The organism is Allostigmatella hybrida (assembly GCF_020103775.1).
In the GTDB taxonomy this organism is placed as follows: domain Bacteria; phylum Myxococcota; class Myxococcia; order Myxococcales; family Myxococcaceae; genus Hyalangium; species Hyalangium aurantiaca.
Genome location: NZ_JAHXBH010000004.1, coordinates 171834 through 197719 on the forward strand (window position 1 = coordinate 171834; position 25886 = coordinate 197719).

At 68.1% G+C, this 25886-nt stretch carries 15 protein-coding genes; 7 read left to right on the top strand and 8 right to left on the bottom strand.

All coding sequences use genetic code 11. The features are described 5' to 3' along the window. Window positions 1–21: 21 nt before the first annotated feature. Window positions 22–5295 (top strand): trifunctional serine/threonine-protein kinase/ATP-binding protein/sensor histidine kinase, encoded by a 5274-nt coding sequence (locus KY661_RS09720; RefSeq protein WP_225409941.1) that lies wholly within the window; start codon window positions 22–24, stop codon window positions 5293–5295. 51 nt (window positions 5296–5346) lie between these two features. Here the strand turns inward: KY661_RS09720 and KY661_RS09725 are convergent, their stop codons facing one another. Next, window positions 5347–8640, bottom strand: coding sequence for a GH92 family glycosyl hydrolase (locus KY661_RS09725; protein WP_225409942.1), 3294 nt, complete (start codon window positions 8638–8640; stop codon window positions 5347–5349). Window positions 8641–8969: 329 nt separating this feature from the next. On the opposite strand from KY661_RS09725, the gene KY661_RS09730 reads away from it, so the two are divergent. Then, window positions 8970–10463: a S8 family serine peptidase gene (locus KY661_RS09730; RefSeq protein WP_225409943.1), complete on the top strand. Its 1494-nt coding sequence runs from the start codon at window positions 8970–8972 to the stop codon at window positions 10461–10463. Between the two features lie 21 nt (window positions 10464–10484). On the opposite strand, the gene KY661_RS09735 is transcribed toward KY661_RS09730, so the two are convergent. From KY661_RS09735 to KY661_RS09755, 5 genes are all read right to left on the bottom strand, one after another. After that, window positions 10485–11354 (bottom strand): CheR family methyltransferase, encoded by an 870-nt coding sequence (locus KY661_RS09735; RefSeq protein WP_225409944.1) that lies wholly within the window; start codon window positions 11352–11354, stop codon window positions 10485–10487. Continuing rightward, on the bottom strand, window positions 11351–11887 hold the full coding sequence (locus KY661_RS09740; RefSeq protein ID WP_225409945.1) for a chemotaxis protein CheW: 537 nt from the start codon (window positions 11885–11887) through the stop codon (window positions 11351–11353). The genes KY661_RS09735 and KY661_RS09740 overlap by 4 nt, the downstream gene beginning before the upstream one ends. Before the next feature lie 2 nt (window positions 11888–11889). Further along, window positions 11890–13563 carry a methyl-accepting chemotaxis protein gene (locus KY661_RS09745; RefSeq protein ID WP_225409946.1) on the bottom strand — a complete coding sequence of 558 codons (1674 nt, stop codon included), beginning with the start codon at window positions 13561–13563 and terminating at the stop codon, window positions 11890–11892. 18 nt (window positions 13564–13581) lie between these two features. Further along, complete coding sequence (locus tag KY661_RS09750) at window positions 13582–15219, bottom strand: chemotaxis protein CheA (protein ID WP_225409947.1); 1638 nt, start codon at window positions 15217–15219, stop codon at window positions 13582–13584. 117 nt (window positions 15220–15336) lie between these two features. Then, on the bottom strand, window positions 15337–16668 hold the full coding sequence (locus tag KY661_RS09755) for a sigma-54-dependent transcriptional regulator (protein WP_225409948.1): 1332 nt from the start codon (window positions 16666–16668) through the stop codon (window positions 15337–15339). A gap of 672 nt (window positions 16669–17340) precedes the next feature. On the opposite strand from KY661_RS09755, the gene KY661_RS09765 reads away from it, so the two are divergent. Continuing rightward, complete coding sequence (locus tag KY661_RS09765; RefSeq protein WP_263436858.1) at window positions 17341–19830, top strand: RCC1 domain-containing protein; 2490 nt, start codon at window positions 17341–17343, stop codon at window positions 19828–19830. Between the two features lie 368 nt (window positions 19831–20198). Further along, window positions 20199–21626 (top strand): glycoside hydrolase family 76 protein, encoded by a 1428-nt coding sequence (locus KY661_RS09770; protein ID WP_225409949.1) that lies wholly within the window; start codon window positions 20199–20201, stop codon window positions 21624–21626. Window positions 21627–21638: 12 nt separating this feature from the next. Here the strand turns inward: KY661_RS09770 and KY661_RS09775 are convergent, their stop codons facing one another. Both KY661_RS09775 and KY661_RS09780 read right to left on the bottom strand, forming a co-directional pair. Continuing rightward, window positions 21639–22061: an HD domain-containing protein gene (locus KY661_RS09775; protein WP_225409950.1), complete on the bottom strand. Its 423-nt coding sequence runs from the start codon at window positions 22059–22061 to the stop codon at window positions 21639–21641. Window positions 22062–22104: 43 nt separating this feature from the next. Then, a complete protein-coding gene (locus KY661_RS09780) occupies window positions 22105–22482 on the bottom strand; it encodes a peptide chain release factor family protein (RefSeq protein WP_075004487.1) in 378 nt (125 codons plus the stop codon). A gap of 70 nt (window positions 22483–22552) precedes the next feature. Between KY661_RS09780 and def the strand changes: the two genes are divergently transcribed. The 3 genes from def (at window position 22553) to KY661_RS09795 (ending at window position 25885) form a co-directional block, all read left to right on the top strand. Next, window positions 22553–23155 (top strand): peptide deformylase, encoded by a 603-nt coding sequence (gene def / locus KY661_RS09785; RefSeq protein ID WP_225409951.1) that lies wholly within the window; start codon window positions 22553–22555, stop codon window positions 23153–23155. A 241-nt stretch (window positions 23156–23396) separates the two neighbouring features. Further along, entirely contained in the window at window positions 23397–24479 is a 1083-nt protein-coding gene (locus KY661_RS09790) for a trypsin-like serine protease (protein ID WP_317987241.1), read from the top strand. A gap of 161 nt (window positions 24480–24640) precedes the next feature. Continuing rightward, a complete protein-coding gene (locus KY661_RS09795; protein ID WP_225409953.1) occupies window positions 24641–25885 on the top strand; it encodes a hypothetical protein in 1245 nt (414 codons plus the stop codon). Window position 25886: the final 1 nt, after the last annotated feature.

Below are 25886 nucleotides of genomic sequence, written 5' to 3' on the forward strand. Positions count from 1 at the left end.
CGCCCACGAGGGTGCTCGTTCATGTTGGATATTCCAGGGTACAGGGTTCTCGGCACCCTCCGGGCCACGGGCTCGAACGCGCTGTTCCTGGCGGTGCGAGAGGCCGATGGCCTGCCCGTCATCATCAAGACGCCCATGGCGGCCTCTCCGGGCCGCATGGAGAGCGAGCGGTACCGGCGGGAGTTTGGCATCCTGCAACGGCTGCGGGACGTGCGGGGCGTGGCCAGGCCCTATGCCTGCGAGCGGCTCGGCGAGCGGCCCGTGTTGCTGCTGGAGCGGGTGCAGGGCCAGACCCTGTCCGAGTCCACATCGGCGGGGCAGCCCCTGGAGCTGTCCCGGTTCCTGAGCCTGGCCCTGTCGCTGGTGTCCACGCTGGGGGAGGTCCACTGCCGCAACGTCATCCACAAGGACATCAAACCCTCCAACATCATCCTGGAGCCATCGGGGGAAGGGCGGCTCATCGACTTCGGCGTGGCCACGCTGCAGCAGGTGGAATACCTGGACGCGGCGCCGACGCACTTGATCGAAGGCACGCTGGCGTACATGTCGCCGGAGCAGACGGGGCGGATGAACCGGGTGGTGGACTACCGCACCGACTTCTACTCCCTGGGCGTCACCTTCTACGAGCTGCTCACGGGGCACCGTCCCTTCCAGGGAAAGGACGCACTCGAGTGGTTTCACGCCCACATGGCGCAGCAACCGAGGCCTCCGCACGAGCTCAACCCGCTGGTGCCCCAGGCCCTGTCCGCCGTCGTGCTCAAGCTGATGGCGAAGACGGCCGAGGAGCGCTACCAGAGCACCGAGGGCCTGCGGGCGGACCTGGAGCGCTGCCGCGAGGCGTTGGGCCAGGACGTGCGGGAGCTGTTCCCGCTGGGCACTCAGGACACGCCCAGCCGCTTCCAACTGCCGCAACGGCTCTACGGGCGCGAAGCCCAGGTGTCCACCCTGCTGGAGGGCTTCGAGCGGGTGGCACGCACGGGGAGGCCGGAACTCTTTCTCGTCAGCGGGTACTCGGGCATCGGCAAGTCCTCCGTGGTGCATGAACTGCACAAACCCGTGGTCCAACGCCGCGGCTTCTTCCTGAGTGGCAAGTTCGATCAGTTCCAGCGGGATATTCCCTACGTCTCCCTGGCCCAGACGCTTCGGGGCTTGGTGCAACAGTTGCTCGCGGGAAGCGAGGAGGAGCTGGCCCGGTGGCGCCAGCGGGTGAATGAAGCCTGGGAAGGTGCGGGTCAAGCGCTCGTGGAGCTGGTGCCCCAACTCGAAGTGCTGGTGGGCCCCCAGCCCGCGCTCCAGGACGTGCCGCCCAGCGAGGCCTCGCGCCGCTTCTACCGGGTGGTCCGCCAATTCCTCTCGGTGTTCGCCACCCTCGAGCAGCCCCTGGTGGTGTTCCTGGATGACCTGCAGTGGGCGGACCTCGCCAGTCTTCAGCTGCTTGCTCAAATGCTGTCCCAGCCCGAGTCCCTCCCGGTGCTGTGGATTGGCGCCTACCGGGACAACGAGGTGAGCCTCACGCACCCGCTCATGCCGGTGTTGGAGGAGGTACGCAAGGCGGGCGCAAGCGTGACGGATATTCACCTGGAGCCGCTGAGCGTGGCGCAGGTGGAGCACCTGGTGGGCGACACGCTGCCGGGGGCGGGGAGGGACGTGGTGGCGCCCCTCTCGGCGCGGGTGCACGAGAAGACGGGGGGCAATCCCTTCTTCCTGCTGCAGTTGCTGGTGGCGCTCCACCAGGACGGCCTGCTGGTGCGTGTGCCCGGAGAAGGCTGGCGGTGGGATGCCGAGGGCGTGCGCGCCCGGGGATATTCGGAGAACATCGTCGGCTTCATGGTGGGCAAGCTGCGCCAGTTCCCCCCGGGCACGCAGGACTTGCTGCGGCTGGCCGCGTGCGTGGGCAACCACTTCTCCCTCCCACTGCTGGGCACCCTCGCCCACCAGGGAGGGGGAGGGGACGTGGAACAGGGGCTCGAGCCCGTGCTCCAGGAAGGCCTGCTGGTGCGCACGGGCCCGGAGCAGTACCGCTTCCTGCATGACCGCATCCAGCAGGCGGCCCTCTCCCTTCTCTCCGAGGCCGAGCGCGGGGCGCTCCACCTGCGCATCGGCCGCCTGCTGCTCGAGAGTTTTCCCCCGGGACAACTGCGCGAGTCGCTCTTCGACGTGGTGAGCCAGCTCAACGCGGGGGCGGCGCTCCTGGAGGAGCCCGCCGAGCGCCACCAGCTCGCGCGGCTGAACGCCGAGGCGGGTGACAAGGCCCGGGCCGCGGTGGCGCTCCCGCGCGCCATCACCTACTTCTCGACGGCCTTCACGTTCATTCCCGGAGACCCGTGGGAGACGGACCCCGCGCTGGCCTTCAAAGTGAGGCTCGAACAGGCGCGCTGTGCCTTCATGCACGGCGACATTGCCGAGGCGCGCCGTCTGGCCGAGGAGCTCCGCCCCCGGGTGCGCACGCCTCCGGACATCGTGGCCGTCTATGGCCTGAAGCAGGACATCCACTTCGCCATGGGTGAGGGCGAGGAGGGCATCACCTGCATGCTGGACTGCCTGTCCCTGCTGGGCATTCCGCTCTCACGAGAGCCCTCCCGGGAGGAGGCGGTGGCTGCCCATGAGGAGGTCTGGGCCTTGCTGGGAGCGCGTCCCATCGAGAGCCTCATCGAGATGCCCGCCATGACCGACCCGGACATGAAGCTGTCCGTCGGCGCCCTCTTCAAGCTTTTCTATGCCGCGGGCTCCATCAACCAGAACCTGCACATCATCACCCTGAGCCGGATGGTGTCCCTCACCCTCCGCCACGGCTTCGTGGATGCCGTTGTGAGTGGATATGGCTGGTTTGGTGTCCTCACCGGCTCGTACTTCCAGCGGTACCGGCAAGGCTTTGCCTTCGCCAGACTCGCTCTCGGGTTCATCGAGCGGTACAATCTGTCCACCAGCCGGGCAGCGGTTCTCTTCAGCACGCAGTTCATCAGCTGTTGGACCGAGCCCCTGGTCCATGCGCAGGAGCTCTCCCTCAGCGCCCTCCACCACTCGCTTCAAGTGGGGGACATCATCACCGCTGCCTTCAGCAACCTCTATAGCGTCACCAATCGCCTCGCCATGGGGCACAACCTGGAGGAGGTCCACGAGGAGTCGCTCGCGCGCGGCGAGTTCTTGCGCAAGACGGGCTTTCTGGATCCCCAGGAGTGGCTGCTCCCGGTTCAGCGCTACGTGCAGCAGATGCGCGGTCAAACCCTCTCGTTTGGCACACTCGACGGGGAGGGCTTCGAGGAGCGGTCCTTCGAGGCCGGGATGCCCGGGCGCAGGATCGGCACGCGGTGCTTCTATTGGATCATCAAACTCCAGTCGCACTTCATGTGCGGCGCCTACGCGGAGGCCCGGGAGGCCGCGGACAAGGCCCTCGAGTTCCTGTGGACCATCAGTGGCCAGCTCCCCCTGCGCGAATTCCATCTCTACCGGGCCCTGACCCTGGCCGCGTGCTTCGAGGACGCTCCGCCCGAGGAACAGCAGCGGTGGCTCGAGGCCATCCAGGGTCATCAGCGGCAGCTCGCGGCGTGGGCGGAGCATTGCCCCGAGAACTTCCACGCACTCGAGCGGTTGGTGTCCGCGGAGCTGGCCCGCCTGTCGGATCGGCCGGACGTGGCGACACGCGCCTACGAAGCGGCCGTCCGCTCGGCGCGAGAGAACGGGGCCACCCAGTACGTGGGCCTGGCCAACGAGCTCGCCGCGAACTTCTGGCGCACGCAGCAGTCACCCACCGTCGCTCATGCCTTCGCACGCGAGGCCCGGGCGGCCTACCGGCAGTGGGGCGCCCTGGGCAAGGTGCAGCACCTGGAGTCCCTCTGGCCCCACCTCTCCTCCTCCACGGACGCCGGGGAAGCACTGACCACCAGCAGCACGGATTCCACTCGCATCGACGCGCTCACGCTCGTCAAGGCCCAGCAGGCCGTCTCCAGTGAGATCGAACTGGAGCGGCTGGTGAAGACGCTGCTGCATGCGGCCATCGAGAACGCGGGCGCCCAGCGCGGCGCCCTGTTGCTGCCCGACGGGGACACACTGGCGGTGGCCGCCACCTCCGAGGCCCCTCCGGGGGGGGACGCCCCCGCGCTGCCCTGGACGCTCCTGTCCTACGTGCGGCGCACCCGCGAGCACGTGCTCATCGGCGATGCCTCCAAGCCACACCCCTTCGCGTCCGATGCCTACCTGGCACACCACGGAGCGCGCTCGGTGTTGTGTCTGCCCCTGCTGAGAAAGGAGCAACTCTCCGGGGTGCTGTACCTGGAGAACAACCTGGCGGCCAATGCCTTCAGCCCCATGCGCCTGGCGCTCCTGGGACACCTGGCCTCCCAGGCGGCCATCTCCATCGAGAACGCCCGGCTCTATGAGGACGTCCAACGCGCCAAGACGGAGCTGCGCCGGGCGAACGAAGAGCTGGAGCAGCGGGTGGAGGAACGCACGCGCGAGCTCAAGCAGGCCCAGGCCCGGCTGGTGGATACAGCGCGTGAGGTGGGCATGGCGGAGGTGGCCGCCAACGTGCTGCACAACGTGGGCAATGTGCTCACCAGCGCCGTCGTCAACATGGAGGGGATGCGCAAGACCGTGGGCTCGCTGCGCGTGGGCCGGGTGAAACAGACGGCGGCGCTCCTCGTGGAGCAGCGGGGGAACCTGACGGACTTCCTGACGGGCAACCCCCGGGGCCGGCACCTGCCGGACTACCTCATGGCGCTGGGCGGATCGCTGGTGAAGGAGCAGACGCTCCTGATGGAGAACATGGATGCGATGAACCGGCACATCGAGCACATCCGCGCCATCGTCCAGGTGCAACAGACGTATGCGAAGAGCTCGCTGATGACGGAGGAGTGCGAGCTGCCCCAGCTCATCGACGACGCGCTGCGCATCCAGCTGGCGGCCTTGCAGCGCCATGGGGTCACCGTGCACCGGGAGCTGTCGGCGGTGCCGCGGGTGAAGGTGGACAAGCACAAGGTGCTGCAAATCCTCATCAACCTCATCAGCAACGCCAAGCATGCGTTGGACCCGAAGCCCGAGGGCCAGCGCAACCTGTGGGTGCGGCTGTGGGTGGAGGGGCCGGTGGTCCGCATCCAGGTGGTGGATGATGGCGTGGGCATCGCCCCCGAGGTGAAGGGCAAGCTGTTCTCCCACGGCTTCACCACGCGCAAGGACGGCCACGGCTTCGGCCTGCACTCCAGCGCGCTGGCGGCACAGCTCCTCGATGGCCGCCTGACCATCGAGAGCGAGGGACCGGGAAAGGGCGCCGTCTCCACCCTGGAGCTTCCGCTCCACTAACGGAGTGCCGTCCGGCTCACACCGGACGGCACCGGGCTTCGTCTCCTTCACTCAGGACAGGGTGATCGCGTACACCTCGAACCGGGCGTCGTTCGGCAGGCTCATGGAGTGCACCTGCTTCGTGGGATCAAGTGCGAGGGATTGGCCGAACAAGCGCACCGGCGGTCCATCTACGCCGCTCCCGGCCTTGATCCGGTGGGGCATGTCGAGCAACACGCTGCTGCCAGACGGCGGGCTGCCCGCCCAATCCCCGGCGGTGACCGGGAGGTCCACCACGCTGCCATCGGTGTACCGGACGGAGACCGTCGTCGTCACGGGACCATTGTGCGACGTGGAGACCAGGTGGAGCGTCTGGTAGTTGCCTCCCGGAAGCAGGATTCCCTGGCCTCGTGCCTCCACGAAGTTGTTCGTGGTCCCGCCCGGGTCGGGCGCCGAATACGTCACACCCGCCCAGGTGACGGAGCCGGCCGCGGGCAACAGGGTGGCGTCATAGCTCCAGCCCTGGCCGTCGAAGTTGCCCTCTCGCGATTGGGCAACCGTCGCGGTGCCGTCATGGTTGCGGTCGTTCGTCAGATCCACGGCGCATTGTCCGGAAACGCCGGTCAGACAGACGCCCTCCGGCCGCAGCTCGAGGGTCACGTTCCGGGTGACGGTGTTCGCCCCCTCCGCCGAGACGGTCACCTGGACGGGATACACGCCCGCGGGCGTGTGGGCGGGCACGGTGACGGCGAGGGGCCCGGTCCACTGCACGGGCAGACGCCGTGACGACAATGTGAAGGACGTGGCCGGGGCGGACCAGCCCGCCGGGACGGCCGGCGTCACGGTGATGTTCAACCCCTCGGGGGCCTGGCCGAGCACGTCCAGCGTCAGCCCGATCGTCTGGGCCTCGCTGCTGAGGGGCAGGACGGCCGCGGACGGCCGCACGGAGGCGTCGACATGGCGGCGGGAGTCCCCCTCGCCCGGATTGATCGACGGGGGCCTCGTGTTGCTCCCGGTGCCCCAGTTCGAGGGCTCGTCGCCGAGCGTGTGGGCCAGCTGGCCGCCCCGGAGGAGCTCGTTCCACTCCACATGGGTCCGGGTGAGCTCCTGGCCATCGAGCGTCACACGCTGGATGTACCGCCGGGTGTCACTGGCACCGGACGCCGTGAGGGTCAGTGTGCTGGCCGGACGGGGGCCGAAAGCCCCGATGCGAACCACGGCGGACTCGAACTGGGGGCTGGACAGGGCGAGGAAGTTCGCGCCACTCATCGTCGGATACAGGCCGAGCGAGGAGAACACGTACCAGGCGGACATGGTGCCCAGGTCGTCATTGCCCGTCATTCCGTCCGGCCCCGTGGTGAACAAGGTCATCGCCGCGCGCACGACGGTGGCCGTCTTCGCGGGCGCACCCGCCCACAGGTACAGGTAGGGCGCGAGCAAGTCGGGCTCGTTGTTGGGGTTGTACGTGGGCTTGCCGTAATAATCGTAGGGTTGGGTGATCCAATCCGCGCGAGCAGTCCCGGCAGGATCTGCGAGCAGCTTGTCATAGGCGAAGAAGGTATCCAGGCGCTGTTCGGCCGCGCGCTCACCGCCCATGAGCGCGATCAGCCCGGCCGGATCCTGGGGTACCAACCACTGGTACTGGTGAGCCCCTCCCTCGTGGAACTGGTGGGAGGCCTCCACCGGATCATACGGCGTCAGCCACGTGCCATCGGCCGTGCGGGGACGGAACTGGCCGAGGGAGGCGTCCCACAGGTTGCGGTACCACTGCCCGCGCCCGGCGAACATCTGGGCATCGTCCTCATGTCCGAGCCCTCGCGCCATCAACGCGAGCGCCGCGTCGGCCGCCGCGTACTCGAGCGTCGCCGAGGCCGGGTGCACGCAGTCGTTGTCCCCACCCTTGTGCGCGCAGTCGACGCCCAGCCTCAAGCCGGAGGGGATGTAGCCCCGCTCGTTGTAATACTCGACGCCCGAGCGGCCGTTGTAGGGCGAGTCGGAGGGAGGCGTCTGGAGCGCGTTCTTGCGCAGCAGCGCGTAGGCCTCCTGCTCATGGCCTGCGAGGAGTCCCCGGGCCCAGACCTCGACGAGGAAGGGCGTCACCGGATCTCCCGTCATGATGTTGGTCTCGCTGTTGGCGAGCGACCAGCGGGGCAGCCAGCCCCCATCCCGGCCGATGGCGAGGATCGACAGCGCGACGTCCCGGGCGACCTGCGGCTCGATGACTTCCAGCAAGTGGTTCTGGGGGCGGTACGTGTCCCACAGCGAGAAGTTCTGATACGGCGTGTAATCGCTCGCCTCGTGGACCTGGTTGTCGAAACCGACGTACCGGCCGTCCACGTCACCGGCCGGGTTCGGGTGCAGCTGCGCATGGTAGAGGGCGCTGTAGAAGGCAACCTGCCGGTCGCGGGTGCCTCCGCTGATCTGGATGGCGCCGAGCTTATGGGCCCACGCGTCATGCAGCCGGGTCCGCGTGGCCTCGAAGTCGAAGGACTCTCCGGTCTCCTTCGTGAGGTTCTTCCGGGCGCCCTCGAGCCCGGTATAGGACAGGCCAACCTTCACGATGACGTCCAAGTCCGTGGTCGCATCGAACGTCACCCAGGCGCCGTTGCTCCCAGAGCCGGCCGCGTCCCGGGAGCCCGGAGTCCGGGTGGCGCCGCGCCAGGTGCCGTGGGCCGCGAAGGGCCGGTCGAACGTGGCCGTGAAGTACACCGTGTGCTGGTCCCGCCCGGCGCAGAAGCCACCCGCCCGGACGCGGCCCTCGAGGGTCCTGTCCCCGACGACGTGGATCTCCGAGTCCTGGACCGCCTGGTTGGCTTTGCCGGTGTTGAACAGGACGTTCGCGGTGGCCGTGGACGGGAAGGTGAAGCGCAGCCAGCCCGTCCGTTCGGTGGCGGTGAGCTCGGCGTTGATGCCGTAGCGCGAGAGTCCGACACGGTAATAGCCTGGCGTGGCCTCCTCGTCGTCATGCGAGTACTTCGACTTGTAGCCGTTGACGTCGACGGACTCGACGGCACCGGTCGTGGGCATGATGGGCAATTCGCCCATGACACCGCAGCCGACACCCGACAGGTGCGTCTGACTGAAGCCGTAGATGGCGTCCTGTTGGTAGTCGTATCCGCCCTGTCCGCCCGTGTCCGGACTGAGCTGCACCATGCCGAAGGGCGCGCTCGCGCCGGGAAAGGTGTTGCCGAAGTTCTGGGTACCGATGAAGGGATTGACGAGCTGGGTGGGATCCACCGGAGGAGGTGGGGGCGGTGGCGGTGGCGGAGGTGGGGGCTCCTCCTCCCCTGGAACGTCGGGCTCCTCGCTGGGGGGCTGCGGGTCCTTGCATCCGGCGAACAGGAATCCGGCGACGGCCAGACCCACCAGGCTTCTCCTGTGGAACAACCCCATGAACAGAACTCCTCGTTGTGTCGGCATTATTGAGGTGAAGTGTAAAGTACAGGAAGGATGGAGAGTCGGCTGAGGGGACGTTGGCCGCAGCTTCGGTGGCTAACGAAGTCTTTGCATCATTTTGCGCCCCGCCGGATCATCCGCCCTGAGTGCATCCCCTCATGCCTCACGAATGGAGAAACGCCTTGCAGAAACCTTCCTGGAAGCACCTGATGTTCACCTCTGGCCTCACCGTTCTCTCCGCATGCGGAGCTCCGTCCGCTGATGCCACCGAGTCCCAGGCACAGGCGGAAGGCGCTGCCTTGACGGCCAGCACACCGGCGCCGGTGCGGGAGGGCGCATCGGCCCTTGAGACCCTGGCCGCGGGCAAGTTCTTGAGGTCCTCCGACGCCATCCCCGGGCAGTACATCGTCGTGCTGAAGGGCACCTCGCTCCGCGCCGCCCAGGTCTCCCAGGCCGCCCAGAAGCTCGCGCTGCCGCAGCGCGCCACCGTCACCCGGACCTACGCGCACGCCCTGAATGGCTTCGTGGCGCAGACCACCGAGGAGGGGGCCCGTGCGATCGCCGCCCAGCCCGAGGTGGAGTACGTGGTGGAGGATGGACGCGTCCACACCACGGCGACGCAGTCTGGCGCCACCTGGGGGCTGGACCGCATCGACCAGCTCAACCTTCCGCTCAACGGCACCTACAGCTATGGCCCGACCGGCGCCGGGGTGAACGTCTACATCATCGACACGGGCATCGAGACGAGCCACCCCCAGTTTGGGGGCCGGGCATCCGGCGATTACACCGCTGTCGCCGACGGCAATGGCACCAACGACTGCAACGGTCACGGCACGCACGTGGCCGGTACGGTGGGCGGAGCCACCTGGGGCGTGGCCAAGGCGGCCCGGCTCCATGGTGTCCGCGTGCTGGGCTGCAATGGCTCGGGGACGATCTCTGGCGTCATCGAGGGCGTGGACTGGGTGACGGCCAACCGCATCAAGCCGGCGGTGGCCAACATGAGCCTCGGCGGATCGCCCAACCCCGCGCTGGACGCGGCCGTCAGCAATTCGATCGCCTCGGGCATCACCTACGTCATCGCCGCGGGCAATAGCTACATCGACGCGTGCTATCCCTCCCCCGCGCGGGTTCCCGAGGCCCTCACGGTCGGGGCCTCCAACAATACGGATTCCACGGCCTCCTTCTCCAACTGGGGCCCCTGCCTCGACGTCTACGCCCCGGGGGTGGCCATCACCTCTGCCTATCTGGGCGGCGGTACCGCGACCCTGGATGGCACCTCGATGGCCGCTCCCCATGTGGCCGGTGTGGCGGCGCTGTACCTCGAGAGCAACCGCACCGCCACCCCCGCCACGGTGGCCGCGGCGATCGTCCTCAACGCCCCGGCGAACAAGGTGCGCAACACCATCAACGGCTCCACCACGCGCCTGCTCTACAGCAACCCTCCTCCCGCTTGCGGCACGCTCGGCAGTGGCCAGGCACTCGCGCCTGGACAGACACTCCCGGCATGCTCTGGCAAAGCCGTCCTTGCGCATCAGACGGATGGGAACGTGGTGCTCTATGCCCAGTCAGGCGCCGTGCTCTGGAATACGGGCACCTGGAACCAGACCACGTCTACCTTCATCATGCAGACCGATGGGAATCTGGTGCTGTATCCCAGCTCGATGAGCGCGATCTGGAACACCGGGACCTATGGGAACAGTGGGGCCTACCTGAAGGTGCAAGACGACTGCAACCTCGCTGTGTACAGCGCGGGGGGCTCTCTCCTCTGGGCGAGCCAGACTACCTGCCGGTAGTGCAGCTCGCTCGCGGAGCGGCTACGGCGCGGTGGATGCCCGCTGGGTATAGACAGTGGGCATCACCGCGCGCATGCGCGCGCCCAGCCCGACGAGGCTCTCGGAGTGTCCGAGGAAGAGCAAACCCGAGGGGGACAAGTGGCTCAGCAACCGCTCCACGGCCTGGGCCCGTGAGGTCTGGTCGAAGTAGATGAGGACGTTGCGGCAGAAGATGATGTCGAAGCGCCCCACGACGCCGTGCCCATCATTCAGGTTCACGCGGTGGAAGCGCACCAGCCCGCGCAGCTCCGCGTCCGCCTTCATCCACGCTTCCTGGCTGCCCACGCCCCGCAGCATGAAGGCCCGGAGATAGTGTTTGGGAATCTCCTGCGCCTTTTTGACCGGGAAGCGGGCCTGACGGGCCTGCTCGAGAATGCGCGTGGAGAGGTCCGTTGCCAGGATGTCGATTTCCCAGCCCTCCGAGGCGGGCAGGTGGTGGCGCAGCACCATGGCCAGCGAGAAGGGCTCCTCGCCTGTCGAGCACCCCGCGCTCCAGACGCGGACTCGCCGCGGCTCATCACTTCCGGCCGTCTTCTGCGCCCTCCAGCGGGGGAGCACCTCGCGTTCCAGGAACTCGAAGTGACGGGGCTCCCGGAAGAAGTGCGTCTCGTGCGTGCACAGCGCGTCCAGTAACCGCACCCGCTCCAGGTCGTCCGTCTCCGCCCGGCGGAGGTAGGCGCTGAACGAGGGACTCTTCAGCTCGCGCAACCGGCGCGCCAGCCGCCCCACCACGAGGGCCTTCTTCGCCGGAGAGAGCCAGATGCCCGCCTCACGGTAGAGCAGCCGCTGGAAACCCCCGAACTCCCGCTCGGACAGCGGAGGAGGTTCGAAGAAGGCCTCGCCCTGGTTCATGTCTCCTCTTCAGGAAGGCCATGGGCGGCCGTTTCGGACGGGGGCGCTGCCGTGGCCAGAGCGATTTCCTGGGTGCTGAGCACCTTGTTGATGTCCAGCAACAGGACGAAGTGCCGCCCCGTCGCCACCCGCCCCATGCCCACCAGATAGTCCGCGTGCACCGGGGTGCCGAAGGAGGGTGGGGGCGCCACATCCTCGGGCGCCAGCTCGATGACCTGGCCAATCGCGTCGGCGAGAAGCCCCAGGACGATCTCCTCGCCCTCCAGCCGCACCTCCACCACCACGATGCAACTGCGGCGGGTGAGGGTGGCCGGTGGCAGGTTCAGCTTGACCGTCAGATCCACCACGGGCACCACGTTGCCGCGCAGGTTGAACACCCCGCGGACCCACACGGGCGCTCCCGGGACGGGCGTCACGGTGTCGTATTCGATGATCTCCTTCACCTGCAGGATGCCGAGCGCATACTCCTGCGCGGCGAGGATGAAGCTGAGGTACTGCGTGGCGGCGGACGTCTCCTCGGTCGTGTTGTTCATGGTCACACCTGGAAGCGCTTGAACTCGCGATCCTCGTCGGTGGGAGCGAGGGGGGCGCGAGGCGGCGGGGGGGCGCCCGTGCCGAGTCCACGCGCGGCGGCTTTCAGCCCGGGCGCGGCCGGGCCGCCCGTGAAGCGGTGCCCCATCAGCCGCGAGCCGCGCTCATAGCCATCTCCCACCCGGAAGAAGGACACCAGTTGCTGCAATGCCTCTGCCTGGGCGGACAGCTCCTCTGCGGTGGAGGCGAGCTCCTCGGAGGCCGAGGCATTGCGCTGGGTCACCTGGTCCACGTGCAGCATGGCCTTGTTCATCTGGGTGACGCCACCGGCCTGTTCCGCGGAGGCGGCCACCACCTCCTGTACCAGGTCCGCCGTCTTGCGGATGGAGGGCACCAGCTCCACCAGCAACTGCCCCGAGCGCGAGGCCACCTTCACGCTCTGGGAGGCCAGGCTGGAGATCTCCCGCGCGGCCGTCTGGCTGCGCTCGGCCAGCTTGCGCACCTCGGTGGCCACCACCGCGAAGCCCTTGCCATGGGCTCCCGCGCGCGCTGCCTCGATGGCCGCGTTGAGCGCCAGCAGGTTCGTCTGGTAGGCGATCTCCTCGATGATGGAGATCTTCTCCGCGATGGAGCCCATGGCATCCACCGTCTCCTTCACGGCCCGGCCGCTCTCGTCGGCATCCCGGGCGCCCTGCACGGCCATCTGCTCCATCTGCCGGCTGTGCTCGCGGTTCTGGGAGATGGTGGCGGTGATCTGCTCGAGGCTGGAGGTGGTCTCCTCCACGCTGCTGGCCTGCTCGCTGGTTCCCTGGGACAGGCTCTGCGACGAGGAGGACACCTGCGCCGAGGCGGAGGCGAGCGTGCTGGCGCCCTCGCGCACCTCACTGATGACTTGGGCGAGCTTCTGCACCATGCGCTGCATGGCCCCGAGCAGCCGGCCCGTCTCGTCCTCGGTCGTCGAGGCGATGCGCACGGTGAGGTCTCCCTCGGCGATGCGGTCCGCCACCTGCACCGCGTCGGCGAGGGGCCGGGAGATGACACGCGAGATGAGAACGCTGAGCAGCACACCCGCCAGGAAGCTGAAGCCCACGACGGTGAAGATCCACCCACGCGCGGCGGCATAGATGTCATCCGAGTCGCCCGAGGCGGTGCCCGACGATTTCTGGATGGCCAGCACCAGCTCCTCCAGCTTGTCGCTGGCGCTCTGATAAGTCTCCTGCAGGCGGCCTTGCTCGACGGCGCGCGCCTCCTCTTTCTGGTTGGCACGTGAGAGGGTGATGAGCCGCTCATGTTCCTCCAGGAAGTCCTTCCAGAGCCTGTTGAACTCCTCAAGCATGCGCCGCTCCTCGGAGGAGGAGATGAGCGCCTCGTACTTGCGCATGTTGGAGTCGATCGACTCCAGCTCCTGCCGCATGCTCCGCTCGTAGCTGGCCATGCGCACGGCATCGGTCGACAGCAGGTGTTGATGCTCGTAGATGAGGAAGTCCGAGGTGTCGGTGTTCGCGGTCGAGACGAAGATGATGCTGGGCATCCGGTTGTCGGTCACCACGTCGGTCGCATCGTTCATCTTGCTCAACTGGTGGATGGCGAAGGCGCCGAGCAGGACGCTGAGCATGCTCAAGCAGAGGAAGGAGAGGAGCAGCTTGGAGGAGATCTTCAAGTCGTAGAACCAAGTCATAGGAGAAGGGAGAGAGGCTCAGGCTGGGAGGGCCGTGGGGGGCGTCTTCACGGCCTGTTGGAGGAGCGCGGGCACATCGAGGATGAGGGCAACCCGGCCATCGCCCAGCAGGGTGGAGCCCGAGAGCCCAGGCAATCCCTGACAGAATTTTCCCAGGGGTTTGATGACCGTCTGGCCCTGGCCGAGCAGCGTGTCCACGGCGAGGCCCGCGACGCCCCGCCCATGGCCGATGACGACGAGGTTTTCCCGGGCCGGGGCGCTTCCCTCCAGGCCGAAATGCTCACGTAAGCGGACGTACGGGAGCGCGGCTCCCCGCAGGTTGACGAAGCCGGTGCGGCCGGGATGGCTCTCCTCCACGGGCAGCTCCACGCACTCGAGCACGTTCTCCAGCGGGATGACGTACGTCTGGGCGCCCACGGCGACGCTGAAGCCTTCGATGATGGAGAGGGTGAGTGGCAGGCGGAGGCTGAAGGTGGTGCCCTGTCCTGGGGTGCTCTCCACGGAGACGGTGCCCCGCAGCATCTCCACGTTGCGCTTCACCACGTCCATGCCCACCCCGCGGCCGGACAGGTCGGTGACGCGCTCGGCGGTGGAGAAGCCCGGCTCCAGGATGAGCCGCAGGAGGGCTCCGTCGTCCGGCGTCTCCTCCGGCCCGAGCATCCCCAGGGTTCTGGCGCGCCGGGTGATGCGCTCGCGGTCCAGTCCCGCCCCGTCGTCGGCCACCTGGATGACGATGGTGCCCGCCTCATGGAAGGCCCGGAGGGCCAGGGTGCCGGTGGGCTCCTTCCCGCTCGCCTGGCGCACCTGGGGCGTCTCCAGGCCGTGGTCCATGGCGTTGCGAACCAGGTGGTTGAGCGGATCGCGGATGAGCTCGGCGACGGTGGTGTCCACCTCCACGTCCTCGCCGCTCACCTCCCAGCGGATCTGCTTTTCCAGGCGGAGGCTCAGGTCTCGCACCGTGCGTCCGAAGGGCTGGAAGGTGCGCCCGATGGGCACCATTCGCACCTTCATCACCAGCTCTTGCAGGTCCAGGTAGAGCCGGTCTCCCTCCCGATGGGCCTCCAGCAATTGTTGGGGCGTGTAGCGGTTCGCCTGCGCGAGCATGGTGGCCAGGCGTCCGCGCGCGATGGCGATCTCCCCGGTGAGGTCCAGCATCCGGTCCAACCGGTGCAGCTCCACCCGCAGGGTGTGCTCCCGGGGCGCAGCGGCTTCAGGGGAGGGTTTGGCGGGTTCCTGTGGCAGCGCCCGGCCGGTGAAACTCGCGGGGCGGGCGGCCTTGACCAGGCTCGCCAGGAGCCCTTGCACCTCCGCGGCAGGCAAGCCCAGGGAAGGGTCGCTCGTTCGCGTCAACCCCACCCGCTCCCGGAGCCCATCCACCGCCTGCAAGAGCAGTGAACCCAGCCCCTCGTACAGCATGATGGCCTGCGTCTCCAGCAGGGTGAGCAGGTCTTCCAGCGTGTGGGCCAGCTCCACCACTTCGGTGAGCCCCAGCGAGGAGGCGGCTCCCTTGAAGGTATGGATCGTGCGGAAGACGGCCTGCAGGCGCTCCGGACCGAATGAGCGTTCGAGCGCCAGCAGCTCCTGCTCCAGCGTGGCGAGCAGTTCCTCGGCTTCGGCGAGGAACACAGCGTGGACCTTCTCCAACTCGGGAGTCATGGGTCCGGGACGCAAGAGCAATCCGCACGCCAAGGATAAATCTGTTCAGAAGTGCGCGGAACTCCTCGCCTTGTGAAACGGGGCCATGCTCGATGCTCAAACTTTTGAATCTGGATTCTAGACTTTGGACGAAAGGCCCAAGCTCTTCAGGCGCTGATAGAGCGAGCTGCGGGGAATCCCCAGCCGCTGGGCAGCCCGGCCGACATGGCCTCCCTCGGCTTCCAGCACGCGGGTGATGTGGCGGCGCTCCACCTCGCGCAGGGTGAGGTGCAGCTCAGGCCCCATGGAAGCCTCCTCGGGGAGTTCGTTGAGCATTCGCGCGATGGCGGAGCCGTTGAACTGCAAGTCCTCCACGCGCAGGGTGGAGCGGGATGAGAGCAGCACGGAGCGCTCCAGCACGTTGCGCAACTCGCGCAGGTTGCCGGGCCAGGGGTAGGCGCGCAGGGCGGCCTCCGCTTGCGGGGCCAGCTTGAGTCCTGGGCGTCCGAGTTCACGCGAGAGCTGGGCGAGCGAGGCGTGGGCCAGAGGCGGGATGTCCTCGGGGCGCTCCCGCAGGGCGGGAATGTGCAAGGGCAGGGTGCTGATGCGGAAATACAGATCGCTGCGGAACTGCCGGGCCCTCACCCGCTCGACGAGATCCTGATGGGTGGCGGCGATGAGCCGGATGTCCACCGAGCGCTCCTCCACCTCTCCCAGGCGCCGGAAGCGCCGCTCCTCCAGCACCTTGAGGAGCTTGGGTTGGACGAGGGGATCCATGTCTCCCACTTCATCGAGGAACACGCTGCCCCGGTGGGCGCGCTCGAGCAGGCCCTGCTTGCTGCTGACGGCACTGGTGAAGGCGCCTCGCTCGTGGCCGAAGAGTTCCGTCTCCAAGAACTGGGGGGACAGGCCCGCGCAGTTGAGCTGAATCAGGGGCTCATGGGCCCGGGGCCCGTGGCGGTGCAGCCAGGATGCGAGCACGCCCTTGCCCGTCCCGGTCTCTCCCTGGATGAGGATGGAGCGGTCACTGTCGCGCACGCGCTGCGCGGTGGCTTCCAGCCGGCGGATGAGCGGACTGGTGCCCAGGAAGGGGTCGAGGTCCTCCGGTGGGTTCCGGGTTCTCCGTGCCTCGTGGATGCACTCCATCGCCCGGGACAGCACGGGCCACTCCACCGGCTTGGGGAGGAACTGCTCCGCCCCAAGCTTGACGAGCTGCACGGCCCTGTCGATGGACGCGTTCTCGGCGAGGACGATCAGGGAGGTCAGGGGGGACATCTCGCGCAGCTCGGGAAGCAGCTTGTGCACGGAGAGACCCGGCAGACGGTCATCCAGCAGCACCACTTCCAGCGGGGCACGGCGCAGGGACTCATGCACCTCCTGGGTGTTCCGGGCCTCGAGGACCTCCCAGCCGTGCGCCTCGAGCCACCGGCGAAGGGTTGAACGGACCAACGGCTCCGCATCAGCGATCAAACACCTACTTCCCATGGCGTTTCACCGTCTTCCTCGTACCGGGTCCCCGGCGAAACGCACGGGCGGCCCCCCTTCGCGCCCGGGAGGCCACCCCGGCGCGACACAGCTAACAAAATATGAACACGCGGCGTGTATCGAAGAGCATGTCACGCGGAACAGGGGGGCGCGTCCCGTGGGGAAGCAGCGGCCCTGGCCGGCGTTTCACTCAGCGCCCGGGTTATCCGCCGCCGGGAGACTTCGGGCTGGGCACTGCGCGAGCGCAAGGTCTTCCTGCTCGCCCTGTCCCCATAACGGCGTTGGCGTCCGCACGTGGCTCTGGATGGTGCTGCATGGGAGGCTCCCCCTGAGGGTCCGTCAGGTGCGCCCGGAGTCTACCGGATCGAATCCTGAAAACACCAGAAACAGAAGCTCTCGGGGGCCAGGGCGGGATACCGGGCCGAGACAGCGAGACTCAGGCCCTTGATAACACCCCATGGGAAATTCATATCAATTCGAAAGGCCGAGGGAGTGAAGACGCTTCTTGAGCGGATGAGATGTCTATTCGAGGCATCCCATCATCGACGCGGACCGTGTTGCCGGCGTGGGCCGTCACGAAAGATAGACATGCTTGCCAAAGAGAGAAGAGACTTCTCGGAGAGGGCGTAGCGTTTCCCTCCATTCGCTGAGGAATCGATGAAACTTCCCTTTCGAGCCCGTCCGCACCAGGGCCTCTTCGCCACACTGGCCGTGCTCCTGCTCGCCGCTGCCGGCTGTGGAGGCAATGAGGCTCCTACCCTGGCCGAGCGCACGCAGTCGGCGGCCAGCGCGCGGCCCCTGGAGACCGTCACCTTCCGCGTCGCGGCGAAGGACGCCGGGAGTTCATCCCTTCGCTTCTCCTGGGAGGCCAGCACAGGCACCCTCGGGGACCCGAGCCATACCGCCACCACCAGCGAGGTTGCTTGGACCGCCCCCGCCTGTGCCGCCCGCGCCACGGGAGAGGCCACCGTCACCGTCACCCTTCAGGACGAGGAGGGCAGCGCGCTGGCCCATCCCTTCACCGTCTCGCTCCAGCCCTGCCGCGCCCTCTCTCTCTCCAGTGGGGCCTCCCACGCCCTCGCGGCGCTGTCGGACGGAACGGTCTGGAGTTGGGGGAGCAACTCGAGCGGTCAGTTGGGCGATGGGAGCACCCGCCTGAGCAGCACGCCCATCCAGGTGTCTGGGTTGAGTGGCATCACCGCCGTGGAGGCAGGTGACTTTCACTCGCTGGCCCTGCACAAGGATGGCACCGTCTGGGTCTGGGGCCCCATCCTCGACAGCCAAAAGGGCGATGGCTCCTCCATCGACCAGCTCACGCCCATCCAGGTGCCCGGGCTAACGGGCATGACCGCGCTCGCCGCTGGCATCGAGCACTCCCTGGCGCTGCGCAACGACGGCACCGTCTGGGCCTGGGGAGACAACTCCTCCGGCCAGTTGGGCGATGGGACCCGTACCGTGCGCCCCACGCCCATTCAGGTACCTGGGCTGACGGGCATCGTGGCCGTCTACGCGGGCGCCTACCACTCGCTGGCCGTGCGCAAGGACGGCACCCTGTGGGCCTGGGGAGACAACTCCTCCGGCCAGTTGGGCGATGGGTCCTACACCGCCCACGCCACCCCCCTTCAGGTGCCCGGGCTGACGGGCATCACCGCCGCCGCTGGAGACGAGAGCCACACCCTGGCGGTGGGCAAGGACGGCACCGTCTGGGCCTGGGGGCAGAACTTCGGTGGCCAGCTGGGCGATGGGTCCTATGACGAACGTACCACCCCGGTCCAGGTGCCTGGGCTGACGGGCATCACCGCCATCGCGACGGGCTATATCCACTCCCTGGCGCTGCGCAGCGACGGCTCCCTGTGGGCCTGGGGAGACAACGCCAAGGGCCAGCTGGGCGATGGAACGCTCACCGAGCGCCTCACCCCTGTTCAGGTGCCCGGCCTGAGCGGCATCACCGCCATCGCGGGGGGCTACAAACAGTCGCTGGCCCTGCTCAACGACGGCACGGTCCGGGCCTGGGGCCAGAACAGCTTTGGCCAGTTGGGCAATGGGGCCACCTCCCACCGCTTCACGCCCGTACGGCTGGCGGGACTCACCGGCGTGACCGCCGTGGCAGCCCACACCAGCCACTCCCTGGCGGTGGGCTCCGGCGGCGTTGCGTGGTCCTGGGGGCTCAACACCCTGGGGGCGCTGGGTGACGGAACCTCCGCCGGCGAGCGGGACACGCCTGCCCCGGTGTCCGGGTTGACAGGGGCTGTCGCGGTCTCCGCCGGCTCTTTCCACTCGTATGCGCTCCGCAACGACGGCACCGTCTGGGCCTGGGGCAGCAACTCCTTTGGCCAGCTGGGCGATGGGAACTCTCAGATCAGCCGCACCACCGCGGCCCTGGTGCCAGGGTTGACGGACATCACCGCCATCGCTTCTGGCTCCTCTCACGCCTTGGCCTTGCGCGGTGATGGAACGGTCTGGAGTTGGGGAGAGAACCGTGATGGCCAGCTGGGCAACGGGACTACCTCCCAACAGGGCACGCCTCTTCAGGTGCCCGGGCTGACGGGTGTCACTGCCGTGTCCGCCGGCGCCAGGCACTCGCTGGCCGTGCGGGTTGACGGCACCGTCTGGGCCTGGGGGCGCAACGCCCAGGGCCAGCTGGGCGATGGAACCACCACCCAACGCCTCAGCCCGGTCCAGGTGCCCGGGCTGATGGGGGTCACCACCGTCTCCGCGGGCCTCTTGTTCTCCGTGGCCGTGCGCAATGACGGCACCCTCTGGGCCTGGGGAAGCAACTCGTCCGGCCAGCTGGGCGACGGGAGCACGGCGCAGCGCCTCACCCCGGTTCAGGTGTCTGGGCTGACGGGCGTGAGCGCTGTCTCCGCCGGGGCAGTCCACTGCCTGGCCGTGCGCAATGACGGCACCCTCTGGGCCTGGGGGAACAACGAGACGGGCCAGCTGGGCGAGGGGATCATCCCCGGCCGGCTCCTTCCGGCCCAGGTGTCTGGGCTGGCGGGCATCACCGCCATCGCCGCGGGCTATGACTACTCCCTGGCCGTGAGCCATGACGGGGCCCTGTGGGCTTGGGGCAGCAATGAGTTCGGCCAGGTCGGGGACGGAAACGCGGCGTCCTACAAAACCCCTGGGCCCGTGCTGCTGCACTGACCGGGCTATTGCAGCAGCAGCCTGAGCACCGCTGGCGAGGCGGCCACGAGCACGCCCGCCATGAGGGCCAGCAGCATCTGAACGAAGAACAAACCCTCCAACGGGTTTGATGACGGCGTACAGGTAGCAACCTTTGAGTGCCCCGAGCAGGCCGGCCCCCACCAGGGAGGGCACCATGCTGATGAAGAGCCGCAGCCCGGAGCGTGTCAGCGCCAGCGGCAGCCATGCTGGGAGGGGACTGGGTGTTTTGCTTTTTATGCTTGGAATACTCGTTTTGTGATATGTGATAAGGGCCGTGGACAAGGCGTCAAGTCGGCCGTCTGTGGCGTGGACGAATGGCGCTGCGTGCCTGTCTCCCCGGAGGGACCATGTCCAAAGTGCTCCACAGTGTCGGTGCCGCCGTTGCGGCGCTCTTCGTGTCCGCGCCGTCGGTGGCCGTGGCGGCCATCTGTAACAAGTATTGCGATGGCCGAGACCCTGCGCTGTCGCCGAAGGACCGCCAGCCGGTCAGCGCTTCCATCCACTCGCGGAGCATCGTTCTGCACTTCAACGATGACGACGCGATGGCCTGGGCCTCCATCGAGAACGGCAATCCGGGAGACCAGGTGTGGCTCGACCGGTCTTTTGATGGGGGCCGCACCTGGGGATCCGGCAGCAAGCTGGGCGAGGCGGCGATTCCGGGTTCGTACCGGAGTTGGCGCACCCTGATGTACAACGTGGACGACTGGAGCACCCACGGCGTGGGGGCCCTGCGCGCCTGCGGCAAGGCCGGTGACCGGCCTGAGATTGCCTGTACGCCGTGGGCCCGCACCACGTGGAACGCCTGGGACCGGCGCACCGCCGCGGCGACCGCGCTGATGCAGTTCTACGACAACAACACCGGGCTGTTCAGCACCACCGGCTGGTGGAACTCGGCCAACGCGCTGACCGCGATCATCGACAACATCCGCGTGTCCGGCATGCCGAGCTACCGCTACGCCATCGCCAACACCTATGACCGCAACCGCTCCGCGCAGGGCGGGAACTTCACCAACGACTACATCGACGACACGGGCTGGTGGGGGTTGGCGTGGATCGCCGCGTACGACCTGACCGGCGAGACCCGGTATCTGGACACCGCCCGGGCGGACGCCGATTACATGGCGCGCTACTGGGACAGCGTGTGCGGCGGCGGGGTCTGGTGGAGCACGGCCAAGCAGTACAAGAACGCGATCTCCAACAGCCTCTACCTGCAGCTCAACGCCGCGCTGCACAACCGCATCCCGGGGGACACCGTCTATCTGCAGCGGGCCCGTTCAACGTGGATGTGGTTCCAGGGCACCGGGATGATCAACTCCTCGAACCTGGTGAATGACGGCGTCAACCTGAGCACTTGCAAGAACAACGGGGATGTCGCCTGGACGTACAACCAGGGCGTCCTGGTCGCAGGGCTCGCGGAGCTGTACCGCGCCACCGGGGACAGCACCCTGCTGACCCGGGCGCGCCAGCTCGCGGACGCATCGACCACCCACCCGTCGCTCCACGTGAACGGAATCCTCCGGGAGCCGTGTGAGAGCGGCGACTGCGGAGGGGACGGCCCCTCGTTCAAGGGGGCGTACGTCCGTGGGTTGGGAGCGCTGAACGCGCTGCTGGCCGACCGGCCCTACAGCGCTTACCTGCGCCGTCAGGCGGACTCCGCGTACACGAAGAATCGCAACGCCCTGGACGCGTATGGCCTGCGGTGGGCGGGAGGCCTGGACCGCACGGACGCGGCCCGCCAGCACAGCGTGGTCGATCTGATGAACGCCGCGCCCTGAACCGGGCGCCGCTCAGGTCTCCTGGAGCCGGCTCCAGGCAGCGCGGTAGCGCGTGAGGCGCTCGGCCTCGTGGGGGCCCACGGCGGGCAGCCGCCGGACATCCATGTTGTCCTCCAGGTCCGCCAGCTTCACGCGGCGGGCCAGAGGGTGGGGGCGGAGGCGCTCGATGAAGGCCTCGTAGCTCTCACCCTCCCGCTTGGTGAGGCAGTCCAGCGCGCCCAGCACCTCGTCCGGGTAGCCCAGGGCGCGCAGCCGCTCCAGCGTGTAGGGGGTGTCCTCCACCACGTCGTGGAGGATGGCCGCCATGCGCTCGGTGTCCGTCTGCAGGCGCATCATCACCCGCAGGGGGTGGAGGATGTAGCTCTGTCCCGCCTTGTCGCGCTGGCCCCGGTGGGCCTCCACGGCCAGGGCGATGGCATCTTCCAGGGTGGGCATCAGCACTCTCCAGGCCGGGGAGCCATCCACGGCGGACTCGGGTTCACCAGAGGTCCTTCTTGCCGCGCAGGGCTTTTTTCTGGCTGTCCTGCTTCTTGCCCTCCAGGCGCCGCCGCTGGGAGCCCTTCGTGGGCTGGGTGGCCCGGCGCACCTTGGGCACGAAGGTGAGCGCCTTGAGCCCTTGCCGGAGCCGCTCCAGCGCCACGCCCTTGTTCTGCACCTGGCTGCGGCGCTCGGTGGCGGTGACGGACAGCTCGGTGGGCGGGTGGGTCAGCCGCACGCCGCTGGCCGTGGTGTTGCGGTGCTGGCCGCCAGGGCCGGAGGCGATGAAGTACTCCACCTCGCACGTCTTCAGCAGCGCCTCGTCGTCGAGCTGGAGGGCCGCCAGGGCGGCTTGTCTGCGGATGGGGGAAACGCTCATGGCGGCCCGTACCCTAGCACCCGCGAAGGCGAGGGCGGACAGGCGCCTGGAGGGTGTTAGGTTCCCGGCCATGGTGCTCAAGATCGTTCAGGCGGGAGAGCCGGTGTTGCGGCAGCGCGCGCGGGAGCTGACGCCGGAGGAAATCGCCAGCCCGCAGGTGACGCAGCTCATCCAGCTCATGCGCGACACGATGCGGGATGCGCCGGGCGTGGGGCTCGCGGCGCCCCAGGTGGGCGTGGGATTGAGGCTGGTGGTGGTGGAGGACCGGGCCGAGTACCAGCTGGGCGTCAAGCCGGAGGAGCTGGCCGCGCGCGAGCGTCAGCCGGTGAACTTCCACGTGCTCATCAACCCGAAGCTCGTGGTGGAGGATCCGGAGCCCGTGGAGTTTCACGAGGGGTGCTTGAGCGTCAGCGGCTTCTCGGCGCTGGTGCCCCGGGCGCGTGGCGTCCGCGTGGAGGCGCTGGACGAGCACGGGGCCCCCGTCACCCTGGTGGCCCGGGGCTGGTACGCCCGCATTCTCCAGCACGAGTTCGACCACCTGGAGGGGACGCTCTACCTGGACCGGATGGAGCCCCGCAGCTTCACCACCGCGGAGAACCACCGCCGGCACTGGGCGGGCCGTCCCACCGCCGAAGTTCGCGCGGCGCTCGGATTGCCGGAACGTTCCCCGTGAGACATCAGGGTCCGTGAACACCCGCACGGAGAGTGGGGTGGAAGACGTGTACGGTCGCCGCCAGCAGCCCCGTCACAAGACGACCTGTGGGGGCGTGTGCAACTGATAGGGTTGTCCTCCAGAATTCGCCTGCTTCACCCAATCCCCCTTTGTCGAGGTACGCATGAGTTCGGTTCGAGTTGTGCGCCGTTGGGCTGCCGCCAGTGTGGTGTCGCTGCTGGCTGTTGGATGCGGTCAGGAGATGAGCCAGGAGCAGGCGCCTCAGGCGGCCCCGGCCTCCGCGTCGCAAGAGATTGTCGGTGGTGCCAACACCACCATCGCCGAGAACCCGTGGCAGGTCTCCCTGCAGGATGGCAGCTTCCACTTCTGCGGCGGCTCCATCATCAACGAGAACTGGATTCTGACCGCGCAGCACTGCGTGAACAGCGGTGGGTCCATCTCCAAGCCGGGCCGCGTGGTGGCCGGCATCACGAAGGTCTCCGGAAGCAGCGCCGGGCAGATCCGCACGGTGGCCGAGGTCGTCGTCTATCCGGGCTATGTGGACGCGAACATTGGCAAGGATGCGGCGCTGCTGCGCCTGTCCTCGCCGCTGGACCTGAGCGGCCCGAACGCGAAGGCCATTCCCCTGGCCACGGCGGCGGACGGCTCGGCGGGCTTCCCCAGCACGGGCTCCTCGGTGCGCGTCACCGGCTGGGGCACGCTGCGCAGCGGCGGCTCTTCTCCGGACACGCTCCAGACGGTCGATGTGTCGGTGCTGACCAATGCCCAGGCCCAGTCGAGCTACCCCCAGGAGACCATCTCGGCGGACCAGCTCGCCGCGGCCGCGGCCGGCAAGGACTCGTGCCAGGGTGACAGCGGCGGTCCCCTGACCGCGCTCAAGGGCAGCACCCGCGTCCTGGCGGGCATCGTGAGCTGGGGTTACGGCTGCGCGGATGCGCGCTACCCGGGCATGTACGCCCGCGTGTCGTCCTTCGAGAGCTGGATCAACTCCACCATCAACGGGACGACGCCTCCTCCCACCGGCTCGACGCTGCTCAACCAGAGCGGTATCTCCGGTGCGTCCAAGGCCTGGAAGCACTACGCCATCACCGTTCCGTCCGGCGCCACCAAGCTGACCGTCAACCAGTCGGGCGGCACGGGTGACGCGGACCTCTACGTCCGCCGGACCTCGCAGCCCACCACCAGCAGCTATAACTGCCGTTCCCAGAACGCGAACAACACGGAGTCCTGCTCCGTCTCCAGCCCCGCCGCGGGTACCTGGTACGTCTCCGTGTACGGCTACTCCGCCTTCTCGGGTGTGACGGTCACGGCCACCGTGCCGTAGTTCCCAGGCCTTCACCTTGAAGTTTTGGAAGCCCTCTTTCTCCACCGGGAGAAAGGGGGCTTCTGTGTTTGAGCCCTCGAGTGTCCAGCACGAGGCGCCTGTACTGGCACCTGGAGGATGGGGTGCTCATCTTCCCGCACTGAGAACCGGGGAGGGGGCGCATGGGCTGGAAGGGATGGCGGTGGGGGAAGGTGCTGGCCGCGGTGCTGTGCGTGCAGGCCGTGGGCTGTTCGTCGGACGAACCCGCTCCCACTGGGCCGCCGGACGCGGAGGAGGCGCCTTCCGCCCCTCCCACGCCCCCCCAGGCGCAGGTGCCCGTGCCTCCCTCGCCTCCGGAGGACCCGGCGCCCGCGTCCGCGTGCGAGGGCCTCCTGCCCGAGCAGCTCGGGCCCAGCCGGAGCATCGTCGTGGATGCCCTTTCCCCGGAGGTCTACTGCGGATCGGGCAGGAGTGATGGCGCGGGTTTCCTGGCGCTCCTGAATTCCAACTCGCATGGCGTGGATGTCTGGCAGGTGGTCTCGGGGGAGGGCGTCGCCACGGGAAAGCGGATGGGGTTCGGTGACGGGGCGGGCTACCCAGTGCCCCAGCCCCAGGGGTTCCTCGTCTCCAGGTTTACATCTAGGGGGGAAGAGCTGATGGCCTTCTCCTCCTTGGGAGAGCAGCTGAACCACCAGCAGCTGACGGATGTGTATGACGATTACCCCAGCGTGGCCTACGATCCCCAGGGGGGCGCGCTGGCCGCCGTGTGGAAGACGCGCCCGGGCAATCTCCAGGTTTTGACGTACCGGTTCTTCGATACTGTGGGGATGCCCCTCGGGGAGACCCTCGAACTGGGAGCGCTGCCCCTGGACGAGAACCGCGACGTCTTCGCGGGGGTGGACACGAAGGGCCGCGCGCTCCTGCTCTGGCCAGAGCCTGGGGGCAGCAACTGGACCGGCCAATGGCTGAGCCGCCAGGGGGGGCCCTTGACCCAGCCCTTCACGTTCCCGGCGCCCGCGGTCTCCGCGTCGTTCTGGCTGCTGGAGCCGCTGGCTGGCGGAGGCCTGGCACTGCGGGGAGGAGAGCAGTGGGTGGCGCGGTTTCCCAGTGGAGAGGCCGTGGCCCAACCCGCTCCCGCCTGGCTGGCCAGCCACCCGGGCTCCCGCCTGACCCTCATCCGGAACCAGCAGGCCAACGTCCTCGCCCCGGTGCCCACGATGAGCGGAGCCGGGTGCCAGCAGTCCCTGCTTGTCTTCGCCAGTGACGGCACCGCCTGTGGCGAGCTTGTGTTTCCTCCGGATGGAAGTAACTGCTCCCCTTGGTCCTTGGACGTCGGACGGGATGGAACCGTCATCCAGAAACTCGAGCTGAGCGCCCAGGCCACCCCCCAGTGCTCTTGGCGGTGGTGGCCCGGGCTGCTGCGGTAGG